The following is a 13,729-nucleotide window of genomic DNA, read 5'->3' on the forward strand; positions in this document are numbered from 1 at the left end:
CCGCTCGACTTGCATGTGTTAAGCCTGCCGCCAGCGTTCGCTCTGAGCCAGGATCAAACTCTCAAGTTGAAGAGCTGATCATAGCTGATCACAACATAAACGGAAGCACACAACCGATCGGCGTTTCCGCCAATCGTGTGAGCACCGAAACGTCGGACCAGCATCATCCTACTCACGATCCGGTTCCGAAGACACGGATCCGCAGGGACGACGCCGTCCACGCTTCTCTTTCTCAGATGAACTTGTCAAAGAGCCGATCGGGCTGGAGCCAGATCTCGTACCCCGGAGAACAGAAAGCCGAACCAGGTCGCCCTGGCCCTTGCTTGCCCGTCTCTGAGGAAGTCCGGTGGGGCAGGCCGTTTGCTCGGCGCCCCGTCGGTGAGCGGCTGTCTAAGGGTAGCCGGCTCGCCTGTCAACTCGGCCGGGATACGACCGGCCTGCGACCGGACCGACCACGATCCGCGCCTCCGCCGGCGCGGCACGGTCGGGCGCATGGCCCGGCGGACCCGCACCGCCTATGACCGGTGGCGCGAGATCCGGGGCAGCCGGGGAGGGGATACGAATGAGACGAGGTGCGCTGACGGCTCTGTTGCTCGGCCTTGGGCCGGCGCTCGCCGGGGAGAGCCGCCCGAATCCGGCTCTGCCGACCGTCGACTACGCCAACACGCGCTTTTCGGGTCTCGACCAGATCACGCCTCGGAATGTCGGTCGGATGAAGGTCGCCTGGACCTTCTCGACGGGCGTGCTGCGCGGGCACGAAGGCGCCCCGCTCGTCGTCGGCCACATCATGTATGTGCATACGCCGTTCCCGAATATCGTCTATGCCCTCGACCTCGATCAGGACGGCAAGATCCTGTGGCGCTACGCGCCGCGGCAGGAGGCCGGCGTGGTCGCGGTGATGTGCTGCGACACGGTCCATCGCGGCCTCGCCTACGAGGGCGGGCGGATCTTCCTGCAACTGGCCGGTACGCGCGTGGTCGCGCTCGACGCCGAGACCGGCCGGGAGCTGTGGTCGGTGCAGAACGGCGATCCGGCCAGGGGCGAGACCAATACCGCGGCTGTGCTGCCGGTGCGGGACAAGGTGATCGTCGGCCTGTCGGGTGGCGAATACGGGGCGCGCTGCCACGTCACGGCTTACGACCAGGCGACGGGGCGGCGTCTGTGGCGCGCCTTCGCCACCGGGCCGGATGCCGAGATGCTGGTCGATCCCGAGACGACGACGGAGCTGGGCCGCCCGATCGGCCGAGATTCGTCGCTCAAGAGCTGGGAGGGCGAGCAGTGGAAGACCGGCGGGGCCTGCGCCTGGGGCTGGTTCTCCTACGATCCGGAGCTGAACCTCGTCTATTACGGCACCGGCAATCCCTCGACCTGGAATCCGGCCCAGCGCCCGGGCGACAACCGCTGGGCGATGGCGATCGTCGCCCGCGACGCCGAGACCGGCGTGGCGCGTTGGGTCTACCAGATGACGCCCCACGACCAGTGGGACTATGACGGCGTCAACGAGATGATCCTGACCGAGCAGGAGGTCGGGGGACGCAAGCGCCGGCTCCTGACCCATTTCGACCGCAACGGCTTCGGCTACACCCTCGACCGGGAGACCGGAGAGCTGCTGGTGGCCGAAAAATTCGATCCGAGCGTGAACTGGGCCAAGCGGATCGACCTCGCCCGCGGCTCTCCGACCTACGGCCGCCCGGTGGTGGACGAGCGCTACGCGCCAGGGACGGCCGGGGAGGACGAGACCGTGACGGGCATCTGCCCCGGCGCGCTCGGCGCCAAGAACCAGCAGCCCGCCGCCTACTCGCCGCGCACCGGTCTGTTCTACGTGCCGACCAACCACATGTGCATGGATTACGAGCCCTTCCGCGTCACCTACACGCCGGGCCAGCCCTATGTCGGCGCGACGCTGACGCTGCATCCGCCCCCGGATACGGACCGCACCGGCGCGTTCATCGCCTGGGACAACCTGTCGGGGCGGATCCGATGGTCGATCCCGGAGCCGTTCTCGGTCTGGTCGGGGGCGCTCGCCACCGCGGGCGGGGTGGTGTTCTACGGAACGCTCGAAGGCTACCTGAAGGCGGTCGATGCCGAGACCGGCCGGGAACTCTACCGCTTCAAGACGCCGTCGGGGATCGTCGGCAACGTCACGACCTATATGCATGGTGGACGGCAATATGTGGCGGTCCTGTCCGGCATCGGCGGCTGGGCCGGGATCGGGCTCGCCGCCGGGCTGACCGACCCGGCCGAGGGCTCGGGCGCCGTCGGCGGCTATGCCGCGCTGTCGCAATACACCGCCGCGGGCGGGCAGCTCACGGTGTTCGCCCTGCCCGAGCGGTGACGACCGGGGTTCGAGAAGGCTGATCCGGCCGCGAAGCGGCCGGGCCCACCGAAGGAGGCTCATCCGATGCGGGTGCCGATCGCTTTCCTGTGGCTCCTCGCAGGCCCGGCCGCCTGGGCGCAGACGCCGTCGGCGGCGCAAGAGCCGGCGATGGCCGCCTGCCTGCCCGGCCTCGTCGCCCGGGCGCGGGAGCAGGGGGTGACGCCGGCCCTGGCGGAGGCGCGGCTCTCCGGGCTGACCGCAGACCCGGACGTGGTGGCGGCGACGCACCGGCAGGCGGAGTTCGAGAAGCCGGTCTGGGCCTATCTCGACGCCGCAGTGAGCGAGGAGGCGGTGACCGACGGCCGCGCGAAGCTTGACAGCGCGGCCAGCTTGCCGGCGGTCGAGGCGGCCACCGGGGTCGACCGGCACGTGCTGGTGGCGATCTGGGGCATCGAATCGGGCTACGGCGCCGTCCTCGACGATCCCCGCAAGGTGCGGCCGGTCCTGCGCTCGCTCGCCACCCTGGCCTGTTCGGGGGACAGGCGGACCGGCACCTGGACCGAGGAACTGGTGGCGGCCCTGCGCATCCTCGATCTCGGGCATGCGACGCCGGAGCGCCTGACCGGCTCCTGGGCCGGCGCGATGGGCCACACCCAGTTCATGCCGACGACGACGCTGCGCCACGCCATCGACTTCGACGGCGATGGAAGAGCCGACATCTGGACCTCGGTGCCGGACGCGCTCGCCTCGACGGGGCAGTACCTGCGCACATTGGGATGGCGCCCGGGCGAGGGCTGGGGCGGCGAGGTGCTGCTGCCGGCGGGCTTCGATTACCGCCTCGCCGACGAGACGACGGTCCGCACCCTCGCGGAATGGCGCGCCCTCGGCCTGAGGCCGGCGGGCCGGGAGATCGGGGCGGAGAGCGACACGGCCCGCCTGGTGCTGCCGGCCGGCGCCCGCGGCCCCGCCTTCCTGCTGCGGCCGAACTTCCAGGCGCTCCTCGGCTACAACGCCGCCTTCTCCTATGCCCTCGCGGTGGCGCATCTCTCGGACCGGCTGCGCGGAGAGCCCGGCTTCGTGCAGGCCTGGCCCCGGGGCGACCGGCCGCTCAGTGCGGACGAGCGGCGGGAGATCCAGGCCGCCCTCGAGGCGAAGGGGCAGCCGGTCGGCGGGGTGGACGGGCGAATAGGCCCGCGCAGCCGGGCGGCGATCCGGGCGTATCAGGCGAGCGCCGGGCTGGTGCCGGACGGCTACGCCGATGCAGGCCTGCTCGACCGCCTGCGGGCCCAGCCCTGACGGCGGATCGATTCGGCTGCAACGCACGATTCGGGGACTCGGCACCACCGTTTCAGCCGCAAAACGCCTGACTCCTGTGGAGAAAAGGTTGTCGACTCCTGAATCGGAGAGCCCGGGGCTTAACGCTTGACTCTCCGTCGGCCGAGTCCGCCAAACTACGCCTAGGTGCTCGGATGAGGCTCGAAAGCGTAGATGTCGAAGGCTGCCGAAGGTCGGATCGGAGGGGGGAGGGGACCCTCGCGGAAGGAGTCCTCCGCCGCGCCGTTCGACGCCGTGATCGCCGCCCATGCCGATGCCCTGACGCGCCAGATCGAGCGGGTGCGCGAGCGGCTCGAGCCCCCGGCCGACCATCGCGAGCTGCGGCGCTTCCCGACCGGCGAGGCGGCGCGGCTCATCGGCATCACCGACGCCTACCTGCGCCAGCTGATCCTGTCCGACGAGGCGCTGGAGCCCGCGAAGGGGCCGGCGGGCCGGCGGCAATTCACCCTGACGCAGATCAACGACCTGCGTCGGCGCCTGGCGCGGACACGGCCCGGCTACCTGCGCCACCGGCGGGCCGGCGAGCACCTGCAGGTCCTGGCCGTCACCAACGTCAAGGGCCGCTCGGGCAAGACCACCGCGGCGGCCCACCTCGCGCAGTACCTGGCGCTGCAGGGCTTTCGCGTGCTCGCGGTCGATCTCGACCCGCAAGCGGCGCTGTCCGGCCTGTTCGGCTGCCGGCCGGACCTCGATGTCGGGGTGAGCCAGACCCTCTACGGCGCGGTGCGGCGCGACGGGGCCGAGCGCCCGCTCGGCGAGATCCTGCGCCCGACCCACTTCCCGGGCATCGACCTGGTGCCGGGCCACCTCGAGCTGATGGCCTGCGAGCACGGCGCGATGCCCGAGAGCACCGTCGGCCGCGTCGCCGAGGCGCTGGCGGGGGTCTCGGACGAGTACGACGTGGTGGTGGTCGATTGCGCGCCGCAGCTCGGCGTCCTGACCCTCGGGGCGATCTGCGCGGCCACCGGCCTCCTGGTGACGGTGCAGCCGCAGATGCCCGACCTCGCCGGCATGTCCGGCTCGCTGCGAATGACCGCCGACCTGCTCGGCGCCGTGCGCGAGGCCGGCGGCGAGCTGCGGCACGACTTCCTGCGCTACCTCGTCACCCGCTACGAGCCGAATGACGGGCCGCAGACCCAGATCGTCGGGCTCCTGCGGGCGCTCTTCGGCGAGCAGGTGATGACGCATGCGGTGCCGCTCGCCCCCGTGATCGCGGAGGCCAGCGCCTGCGGCCGGACGCTCTACGAGGCGGGCCGCGACTCCTTCAGCCGGCAGGCCTACGACCGGGCCGTCGAGGCCCTCGATGCGGTGAATGCCGAGATTGCCGGCGAGATCGCGCGGGCCTGGGGCAGGGCCGCGTGAGCCTCCTGCCGTTTCCGATCATCCCGGGGCCCTGCCCCAGGTGAGAACCGCCCCGCCTCGCGGCGGATCCCGTTAACGCGACACCAGAAAGGATCGATCCGGCAAAAGAAAAAGGCCCCCGAAGCGACGCCCCGGAAGCCCTTCTCTTAGTGCCTGGCAGCCTGAGAGAATCAAATCCGGCACATTCTGTCAAGCGTGGCGCCGATTCGGCGATCCCTTTTCTGTTGCCTGACGACAGGCACAAGCCATGTCTCAGACCCAACCGACGACGCCCTTCGGGCGGCGGCCGCTCTCGCTCGCCATGATGGCGGCCCAGGCGGCGGCGAAGGCCTGCCCGGAGGAGGCGGCCAGCCATAAATGGCGCACCTTCCGCAACCTGACCGAGGCCAAGCAGCGCCTCGGCCTCGGGGACCGTGCGCTCGCCGTGCTCTCGGCACTGCTCAGCTTCCATCCGGAGACCGCCCTGACGCCGGGGGCCGACCTCGTGGTCTTCCCGTCGAACCGCGAATTGTCGGTGCGCGCCCACGGTCCCTCGCCGACGACACTGCGGCGGGCGCTGAGCCAGCTCGTCGAAGCCGGCCTGGTGATCCGGCGCGACAGCCCCAACGGCAAGCGCTACGCGCGCCGCGGCGAGGGCGGGCAGATCGAGCAGGCCTTCGGCTTCGACCTGTCGCCCCTGGTGGCGCGGGCGGGCGAGTTCGAAGCCCTGGCCGCCGAGGTGCGGGCCGCCGCCAAGGCGCGGGCGCTCCTGCGCGAGGAGATCTCGCTGCTGCGCCGGGACATCGGCAAGATCGTCGCCTTCGCCCGCGAGACGGGCTTGGGCGGCGCGTGGGACGGTCTCGAGGCGGAGCTGCTGGCGGCCGGCGCCATGCCCCCGCGCTCGGCCGGACACGCGGTCCTGGCGGGAATCGCCGAGGAGCTGCGGACACTCCGCGCCGCGGTGGATAAGTGCCTGGCGGAATCGCTCGAATTCCAGAAAACGGACGCCAGTGAGTCCCAGACCGGCTGCCACCATCAGAGTTCAAAACCTGAGTCTTTCCAGAATCTTGAAGGGGACTTGCGGGGACAGGAGGACGGGATCGCGGCGCCCGGTACGGCGAGTGTCGTGCCGATGAACCGCGCCCTGCCGCTGCGGCTGGTGCTCGAAGCCTGCCCCGACCTGGCGCCTTACGCACGCCGCGGGATCGAGACCTGGCGGGACTTCCTCGGTGCGGCTGCGGTGGCCCGAGCGAGCCTCGGGATCGCGGTGCCGGCCTGGAACGCTGCGGTCGAGGCGATGGGCGAGGAGCAGGCGGCAATCGTGGTTGCGGCGATCCTGCAGCGCGGGCCGGCTATCGCCGCGCCGGGGGCCTACCTGCGCGACCTGTCCGAGAAGGCACGGATGGGCCGGTTCTCGGTCTGGCCGATGGTGATGGCGTTGTGGCGTGCGCGGCAGGACAATGCAGGTCGGGAGGTGGGAGGATCACCCATGCCGGGACCGCTCTCCGGCCCGGCGCTGAGTTTGCGGTTCAAGCCGGCGGTCGGTCATCCATGAGGGCGATCACCGTGAATGGCACTCGATGCCGCGCAGCCCGAAGGTGGGGCAGGATCCTGGCGGCCCGGCCCGGGGCGGTTCTCGCCGCCGCGCTGATGGCGGTCGCGGTGAGCCCGGTATCGGCTCAGATCGCCCTCACCATCGCGGATCCGGTTCTCGACGATCTTCGGGCACGCGTCGCGGACCTGCTGCGCAGCATGCGGCCGGCCGATCCCGACATCGCGCTCGATGCGACGCGGATCATCGACGATCATGGTCTCTGGCGCGAGCACGGGACGTTGATCCTGCGCGTCGAGGCCAATTGCCGGGACGGGCTGTGCATGACCGTCATTGCTCAGGTGACGGAGAGCGGTCTGGTTTCACAGGTGACGCTCAACGCGGACAATCTGGTCGCATTCACCGATTACAGCTTCCCGCTCTGGGGAGAGGGAGCCTATCCGATCCACATCAAGGGTGCGGGCAGCACAGGCACCGTGCTGTGGCTTCGCCAAGGGAGCTGGGTCGTCGAGGCCTGCGGAGACTGCTTCATGTCCGCAGAGGAGCGGGCGAAGCGTCCTTCGCCACCGCCGTCACCGCCGCAGCCGAGCCCGACCTTCGAGGAATTCAGGCGCTCGTTGGGCTTGGATCCGTGAAGGACTTGAACCCGCGAACGCCTCCCGGATCACGTCGAGGTCGTCGATTCCATGGGGAGGATCAGCCGGACCGTGAGCGCCGGATCCGTCCTGCTGCCCGGTCATCCCCCAGACGACGTTGCTGGCGACAGCCCGGTCATCCGTGAGAAGGACGTGGCGGGTGCGACTCGTACCAAGTGGCAGGCCGCAGGTAGCTTGTTGCACTTGCAACTTGATGTCATATGTTGCGATCGCAACCGTCAAAGGATCACTTCCGGGACCGATGGATCGCCTGAACCTGCTCAGCTTCTCGCCGTTCCGGCTCAACCGGCTCGCCACCGAGTTCAGCAACGCGCTCGCCGCCGACTATGCGCGGTTCGGCATCGACATCCCGGAATGGCGGGTGCTGGCGACGTTGGGGCAGCATGACGAGCCACGCAGCGCGGCCTACGTCGTGCGCTGCACCCGCACGCACAAGTCGCGGATCAGCCGGGCGGTGAGCCACCTGATCGAGCTGGGCCTCGTCGAGCGCCAGGAGGCGGGCGACGACCGGCGCGAGATCATGCTGCAGCTCACGGACGAGGGCCGGGCGACCTATGCCGAGCTGGTGCCGATCCTGCTCGCCCGGGAAGCCACGCTCCTGTCGGGCTTCAGCGAGGCGCAGCGGCGGGATTTCGAGCGGCTGCTGGAGGTGCTGGAAGACTCGCTCGGGCTGGTCCGGTGCCGGGAGGAATAGGATCGGGTCCGCGAACCTTCACCTCGCCACGACCGCCGACCTCTCGCGCCGGTCCGAGCGGGGTTCAGCGCTTCCTCGTCACCATCCGCGCCGCCCGACATCGCCGGAACAAGCGGCCCGAGGGCTCGCCCCGTCCCGTCACGGGCGGTGCGGGAAGGGCCCGGCCGATCCCGCGAATACCCTGAACATGCGATGCGATCCCGCTCGGAGCCGGACGCTCCGGACCGGGATCGGCGGAACGGTCGAGCCGGCATCCCATCGGTCTCGCCCGCTCACCCTGCGAACCCGGCGAGCAGCGGCATGTCCGCCCGCGCCACGTAGGTCGTCAGCACCAGGAAGACGAGGATCGTCAGCGCGTTCCAGGCGAGGTAGCGGCTGCGGTCGATCACGGTGCGGGTCTTGGCGGCGGCGGGCATGGACAGGGCTCCTCGGTGAGAGGCGAGCGGCGTCCGCTCGGTCGTTCGAAGGCGAGGCGTGCGGTCGAGAAGATCCGGCGGCAGGCGTCGCGTCTTGGGCGTATTCAAGACGGGCCGTGACCGGCCGTCAATGAACGCGGCTCCCAAAGTGCCGACGGAGTAGAGAAGAATGCCGCCTCATATCGCTGATTTCGGAGAAGAAGTTTCAGCCCTGTCGGCGACGTGCCGCGAATAGGAAAATTTGCCTTTCGGGTGCCGGCCTTCGTCCCGGACCGGACACGGCGGCTGGCTGCTTGAGCGCCCGGTCGCTCCGCGCCGTCGCCACGCGAGGCGGGTGGTGCCGGAACATTCACGGGGCGTCGCCGTTGCCGCTGACGCAGCGGCGCGCCCTCGCGTCCCGAGACGAGCGAGGTTCACTCCCGATGCAGGCGCCGATCCGCGTCGATCCTTCCCTGGAGATCGTGCAGCCCGACGAAGAGGCGGTGCAGGCAGAGATGATCCGTGTCTTCGAGAAGATCCGGAAGACGACGCTGAAGGATGACGGCCACGCGCTGCGCGGCGTTCACGCCAAGGCACTGGCACGCCGAGGCACGTGGCACGTCAAGGCACTGGCACGTCAAGACCCACGGTCCTCTCACCGGCCGGCTCACGGTGCTGCCGGGTCTCGCCGCGTCGCTCGCGCAGGGATGGTCGCGCCGCCCGGCAGCTACGACGTCGCGATGCGGCGCTCGACCGATCCGGGCGACGTCCTCGGCGACGGCGTGGCCTTCAGCCCGGGGCACGGCCTCGCGGCGCATCGGCCCCTCGGCTCGGTGATGCGGGCACGCCGCGCCGCCTATCCACGCTCGGCCGTTTCCGGGCTCCGCATAACGGCTGCCCGATTCACGGGCCGCCCCGCACCTGAAGGAGAGTCCCGTCGTGGTGTTCCCGTCCCTGACCGCCGCCTACGGCGCCGTGCTGGCGCTCCTCTTCGCCGGCCTCTCCGGCTGGGTGATGGCGAGGCGGCTCTCCGCGAACGTACTGCACGGCGACGGCGGCGACGCCGTGCTGCTGCACCGCGCCCGCAGCCAGGCCAACTTCGCCGAGTACGTGCCGTTCATCCTGCTCCTCGTCGGCCTGCTCGAGGCCCATGGGGCGAGCCGGACCCTGGTCCACGGCCTTCTGATCGTGCTGCTGGTCGGCCGCGTGCTGCACCCGTTCGGCATGACGGCGCCGGCGAATTCGCCCCGGCAATATGCCTGCCGGGGTGGTGGCATCCTGGCGACCTTCGCGGTGCTGATCGGCGCGGCCGTGGCGCTGCTGCTGCGGCTCGCCTGAGGCTCAGGCGGCCGGCGCCGCAGCGGCGAAGTCGAGCCGCACCACCGTCCCGGGCCCGCCCGCATAGGCGAGCGTGCCGTCGAGCTGGGACGCCAGCCCCTGCGCGATGCGCATGCCCAAGCTGCGGCTCGCCTCGGGGTCGAAGCCGGCCGGGATGCCCCGGCCGTCATCGGCGATGGTGAGCGTCATCCGCTCCGGCGCGGTCGCCTCCAGGCGGATCGTGATCGTGCCCCCGGCGCCGTCCGGGAAGGCGTGCTTGAGGGCGTTGGTCACCACCTCGACCACCAGGAGCGACAGGGTGGTGAGCCGCGTCAGGTCGAAGCGCACCGGCGGCACGTCGACTAGGCAGACGATGTTGCGGGCACCGGTGGCCTTGAGGAGGTCGGTGCAGAGCTCCTGCAGGTACTGGCCGACCGGCAGGCTGATCCGGCCCGGGTCGTAGAGCCGGCGATGGATGCGCGAGATCGTCTCGAGCCGCACCCGCGCCTCGTCGAGGGCGCCCAGTGCCGCCTGCGGGTCGTTGCCGACCCGGCGCTTCTGCAGGGTCAGGAGCGCGGCGACGAACTGCATGTTGTTCGCCACCCGGTGCTGCAGCTCCTGGAACATGGTGCGCTGCTGCTCGTAGAGCCCGGCCGTCACGGCGCGCTCGTGGCGCAGCCGCGCGCTCGTGGTGTGCATGATGTGGATCAGCGCGATGTCGACCGCGACGATGAAGACGTAGAAGGCCAGTGCCAGCCCGGATTGCGCCGAGACGATGAAGCCGTCGCTCGGCGGCAGGAAGAAGTACCAGGCCGACAGCCCGCTCAGCACCGCGCAGGTGATGCCGGGGCGCAGGCCGCAGAAGAACGTGGTGAGGATGACGGCCGGGAAGAAGGTCAGGTAGGGGAAGCCCGGCGGCAGCACGTTGTCGACGGCGAGGCGCAGGCCCAGGGCGATCGCCGTAGCACCGATCGCCGCGAGGTCGCCGAGCCAGGGCCGCGCGCGCAGCGACTCGGTCGCCTGGATCAGGTTCCAGACCCGGCCTCGACGCGACGCAGGCGCCGGCGCGGCGTGGACGGACGACGCCGGGGCGGTCTGTTCGGCGATTGACAGCGGGTGGGCTCCTTGATCCGGAGCGCGAGCTTAACCTGATTCGGCTCCCCCGGTCCATGAAGCGCGGCGGAGAAGCGCGGCAGAGAAGTACGGCGGAGGCGAACCCGGAATGAGCGGCCGGCCTGACGTCTCGATGACGGTCACCGCGATCTCGCCGCCGCGGTCGCGGCGAGGAGCAACGCCCCCGCGCCGAGGGCGAGGCCCAGGCTGAGGCGCCGGGCGGACGGCACCCCGTGCCGGGCGCGCCAGCCGCCGCTCGTGCCGCGGCGGTCGTCGAGGGGCGCCCGCAGCGCGCCGTGGGTCACGGGCGCCGGCCCGGCCCGGTCGAGGGCGCGGTGGATCGCGATCCCCATCAGGTGCTCGGTCGGGCCGGGCGCCAGGGCGTAGGCCGCCTGCGCCGCCCGGGCCGGCCATCCGACCGCGACCTCGTCGTGCGGGTGGCGCGCGACCTGGACGAAGGTCTCGGCCACGTCTTCCGGCGCGTAGACGAGGGGACCGGCATCGATGCGCTTGCCCGACACGTTGGCACCGTGATCGAGCCCGGGCGTGTCGATCATCGCCGGGAAGACCGAGCAGACATGGATGTGCCGGTGACGGCGCAATTCCTGCCGGAGCGCGGCGGTGAAGCCGCGCAGGCCGAACTTGCTCGCCGTATAGGCCGCCGCGAACGGCGCCGGCGCCCAGCCGCCCAGCGAGATGTTGGTGATCAGCGTGCCGTGGCCTTGGCGGAGGAAGACCGGCAGGGCCGCGTAGGCGCCGTACATGCCCCCTAACAGGTTCACCGCCACCGTCAGGCGGTGCAGGTCGAGGGGCGCGTCCTGGTAGGGCCCGAACACCCCGGTGCCGGCATTGTTGATCCAGACGTCGATGCCGCCGAAGGCCCGCCCGGCCTCGTTCGCCAGATCCTGCACCGCCCTCGCGTCGGTCACGTCCGTCGGCACGGCGACCGCCTCAGCCCCGAGGCGCCGGCAAGCCTCCGCCACCTCCTCCAGGGCATCGCGGCGGCGTGCCGCCAGCACCAGCCGGGCGCCCCTGCGGGCGAAGGCCAGGGCGGCGGCACGGCCGATGCCGCTCGACGCCCCGGTGAGCACCACGACGGCGTTCTGCAGGTCGGTCATGCGGGCCTCCTTGCCAAGGAAAGATCCATGGGGGCAGTATGAGCCCTCGGGCGCAACCGGGAGGCCCGCCGGATGTTCCGCCGGCTTCAGCCTCGCCGGATCGGCGCGCCGCTGCCGGCCTCCGCCGTGACCGCGCCACCCTCGACGATCGCCCGGCCGCGGCAGAAGACCGTCTCGGGCCAGCCAGTCACCGTGCGGCCGGCATAGGGGGTGAAGCCGGTGCGGTCCTCGACCATCTCATCCGAGAGGGTGACGCGCCTGGAGGGATCCCAGATGCAGAGGTCGGCATCCATCCCGACCGCCACAGAGCCCTTCGCCTCGAGGCCGTAGATCCGGGCCGGCGCCGTCGCGGTGATCTCGACGAACTTTTTCAGGCCGAGCGGCCCGCCCGACACCATCGCGTCGAAGAGGAGCGGCAGGCGCATCTGCAGGCCCGGCATGCCGTTGGCGATCTCCTTGAAGGTCGCACCCGGCCCGGCCTTGAGCTTGCCGGTCTCGTCGTAGCGGTAGGGTGCGTGGTCCGAGGACACGGTCTGGAGGTCGCCGAGATCGAGGGCGCGCCACAAAGCCTCCTGGTCGCGGGCCTCGCGGAGCGGCGGGGAGCACATCCACTTCGCCCCTTCCAGCCCCGGCCGGTCGAGGTCGGATTCGGTGAGGAAGAGGTATTGCGGGCAGGTCTCGGCATAGACCTTCGCGCCCTCGCCGCGGGCCCGGCGCAGGATCGCGGCGCCTTCCTCGGTCGAGACGTGGAAGATCATCACCGGCTGGTCGAGGTACTGCGAGAACCGCACCACCCGCTCGAACGCCTCCGATTCTGACAGGCGCGGATGGCTCGCGGCGTGGTATTTCGGCGCCGTCTTGCCCTCCTTGAGCAATTGCCGGCTGGCGAAGGCGATGAGGCCATGGTTCTCGGCGTGGACGCAGACGAGCGCACCGACCTCCTTCGCGGCTGCCATCAGGTCGAGCAGAGCCTCGTCGGCGAGGCGCAGGCGGTCATAGGTCATGAACGCCTTGAGGGAGGTGTGGCCTCCCTGAGCCAGCGCCGGGATATCCCGGCTCAAGGCCTTCTCGGTCGCGTCGGCGACGATGAGGTGGAAGGCGTAGTCGATCACCGCGCCGCGTTTCGCCAGTGCCGTGTAGTCCTCGACCACTTTCGCGAGGTCCATGCCGACATGCTGGGCCGCGAAGGCGATGACGCTGGTGGTGCCGCCGAGCGCCGCCGAGCGGGTGGCGCTCTCCCAGGTATCGGCGTTCATGAGGCCGGAGGCCGAAAGCTGCTCGATATGGGCGTGGCTGTCGATGCCGCCCGGCAGCACCAGCTTAGCCTTCGCGTCGATCTCCCGCCTCCCTGAGGCGAGGTCGAGGCCGATCGCGGCGATCCGGCCGTCGCGCAGGCCGAGATCGGCGGTGAAGACGTCGCTCGCCGTGGCGACGGTGCCGCCGCGGATGACGGTGTCGAAAGCGGGTTCACTCATGCAGAGGCTCCTCGTCCGAAACTTGCTAGCCTGAAGGTCTGACACGGCAGGAGACCACCATGAGTGCCGACCGGCGCATCCTCGTCATCAACCCGAACTCGAACGAGGCCGTCACGCGCGGCCTCGACGACGCGCTGGCGCCGCTCGCGCGCCCCGGCCTCGTCATCGTGTGCCGGACCCTCGCCGAGGGGCCGTTCGGCATCCAGTCGCAGGCCGATGTCGAGCAGGTGGCGTTGCCGTTGCGCGACCTCGTGCGGCGCGAGGCGGCGGAGGCCTATGTCATCGCCTGCTACTCCGATCCCGGCCTCCATGTCTGCCGCGAGGCGACGGACCGGCCGGTGCTCGGCATCGCCGAATGCGGGATCCTCACCGCGCTCGCCCGGGCCGACCGGTTCGGCGTCATCGCGGTGGCGAGC

General features: G+C 70.7%; 13 protein-coding genes, 1 rRNA gene and 1 pseudogene. 9 read left to right on the forward strand and 6 right to left on the reverse strand.

Going from position 1 to position 13,729, the window contains the following annotated elements:
* Positions 1-69 (reverse strand): 16S ribosomal RNA (locus tag VQ03_RS34320); the annotation flags it as partial.
* A 493-nt stretch (positions 70-562) separates the two neighbouring features.
* On the opposite strand from VQ03_RS34320, the gene VQ03_RS15860 reads away from it, so the two are divergent.
* The 6 genes from VQ03_RS15860 (at position 563) to VQ03_RS15885 (ending at position 7,895) form a co-directional block, all read left to right on the forward strand.
* Positions 563-2,335, forward strand: a complete 1,773-nt coding sequence (locus VQ03_RS15860; RefSeq protein WP_048451862.1) for a methanol/ethanol family PQQ-dependent dehydrogenase — start codon at positions 563-565, stop codon at positions 2,333-2,335.
* Between the two features lie 66 nt (positions 2,336-2,401).
* Positions 2,402-3,613 carry a lytic murein transglycosylase gene (locus VQ03_RS15865; protein ID WP_048451863.1) on the forward strand — a complete coding sequence of 404 codons (1,212 nt, stop codon included), beginning with the start codon at positions 2,402-2,404 and terminating at the stop codon, positions 3,611-3,613.
* Between the two features lie 192 nt (positions 3,614-3,805).
* Entirely contained in the window at positions 3,806-5,014 is a 1,209-nt protein-coding gene (repA, locus tag VQ03_RS15870) for a plasmid partitioning protein RepA (protein ID WP_083468036.1), read from the forward strand.
* A gap of 247 nt (positions 5,015-5,261) precedes the next feature.
* Positions 5,262-6,548 (forward strand): plasmid replication protein RepC, encoded by a 1,287-nt coding sequence (repC, locus tag VQ03_RS15875; RefSeq protein ID WP_083468037.1) that lies wholly within the window; start codon positions 5,262-5,264, stop codon positions 6,546-6,548.
* On the forward strand, positions 6,545-7,180 hold the full coding sequence (locus VQ03_RS15880; RefSeq protein ID WP_157064124.1) for a hypothetical protein: 636 nt from the start codon (positions 6,545-6,547) through the stop codon (positions 7,178-7,180). The genes repC and VQ03_RS15880 overlap by 4 nt, the downstream gene beginning before the upstream one ends.
* Positions 7,181-7,442: 262 nt before the next feature.
* Positions 7,443-7,895 (forward strand): MarR family winged helix-turn-helix transcriptional regulator, encoded by a 453-nt coding sequence (locus VQ03_RS15885; RefSeq protein WP_083468038.1) that lies wholly within the window; start codon positions 7,443-7,445, stop codon positions 7,893-7,895.
* 272 nt (positions 7,896-8,167) lie between these two features.
* On the opposite strand, the gene VQ03_RS33090 is transcribed toward VQ03_RS15885, so the two are convergent.
* Both VQ03_RS33090 and VQ03_RS15890 read right to left on the reverse strand, forming a co-directional pair.
* Complete coding sequence (locus VQ03_RS33090) at positions 8,168-8,311, reverse strand: hypothetical protein (RefSeq protein ID WP_157064125.1); 144 nt, start codon at positions 8,309-8,311, stop codon at positions 8,168-8,170.
* Positions 8,312-8,724: 413 nt separating this feature from the next.
* Positions 8,725-9,108, reverse strand: coding sequence for a hypothetical protein (locus VQ03_RS15890; protein ID WP_048451866.1), 384 nt, complete (start codon positions 9,106-9,108; stop codon positions 8,725-8,727).
* Here VQ03_RS15890 and VQ03_RS35295 point away from each other — a divergent pair.
* Positions 9,061-9,215 (forward strand): annotated as a pseudogene (locus tag VQ03_RS35295) (catalase); the annotation flags it as partial. The gene VQ03_RS15890 and the pseudogene VQ03_RS35295 sit on opposite strands and share 48 nt — an antisense overlap.
* Before the next feature lie 14 nt (positions 9,216-9,229).
* A complete protein-coding gene (locus tag VQ03_RS15895; protein WP_048451867.1) occupies positions 9,230-9,628 on the forward strand; it encodes an MAPEG family protein in 399 nt (132 codons plus the stop codon).
* 3 nt (positions 9,629-9,631) lie between these two features.
* On the opposite strand, the gene VQ03_RS15900 is transcribed toward VQ03_RS15895, so the two are convergent.
* The 3 genes from VQ03_RS15900 to hydA all read right to left on the reverse strand — a co-directional run bounded on the left by VQ03_RS15900 (position 9,632) and on the right by hydA (position 13,313).
* Complete coding sequence (locus tag VQ03_RS15900) at positions 9,632-10,636, reverse strand: sensor histidine kinase (protein ID WP_048451868.1); 1,005 nt, start codon at positions 10,634-10,636, stop codon at positions 9,632-9,634.
* Between the two features lie 224 nt (positions 10,637-10,860).
* Positions 10,861-11,838, reverse strand: a complete 978-nt coding sequence (locus VQ03_RS15905; protein ID WP_048451869.1) for an SDR family oxidoreductase — start codon at positions 11,836-11,838, stop codon at positions 10,861-10,863.
* Positions 11,839-11,924: 86 nt separating this feature from the next.
* Positions 11,925-13,313 (reverse strand): dihydropyrimidinase, encoded by a 1,389-nt coding sequence (hydA, locus tag VQ03_RS15910; protein WP_048451870.1) that lies wholly within the window; start codon positions 13,311-13,313, stop codon positions 11,925-11,927.
* Between the two features lie 59 nt (positions 13,314-13,372).
* On the opposite strand from hydA, the gene VQ03_RS15915 reads away from it, so the two are divergent.
* On the forward strand, positions 13,373-13,729 hold a 357-nt coding region (locus VQ03_RS15915), incomplete at its 3' end, for an aspartate/glutamate racemase family protein (protein ID WP_048451871.1).

Source organism: Methylobacterium tarhaniae, assembly GCF_001043955.1.
Lineage (GTDB): Bacteria > Pseudomonadota > Alphaproteobacteria > Rhizobiales > Beijerinckiaceae > Methylobacterium > Methylobacterium tarhaniae.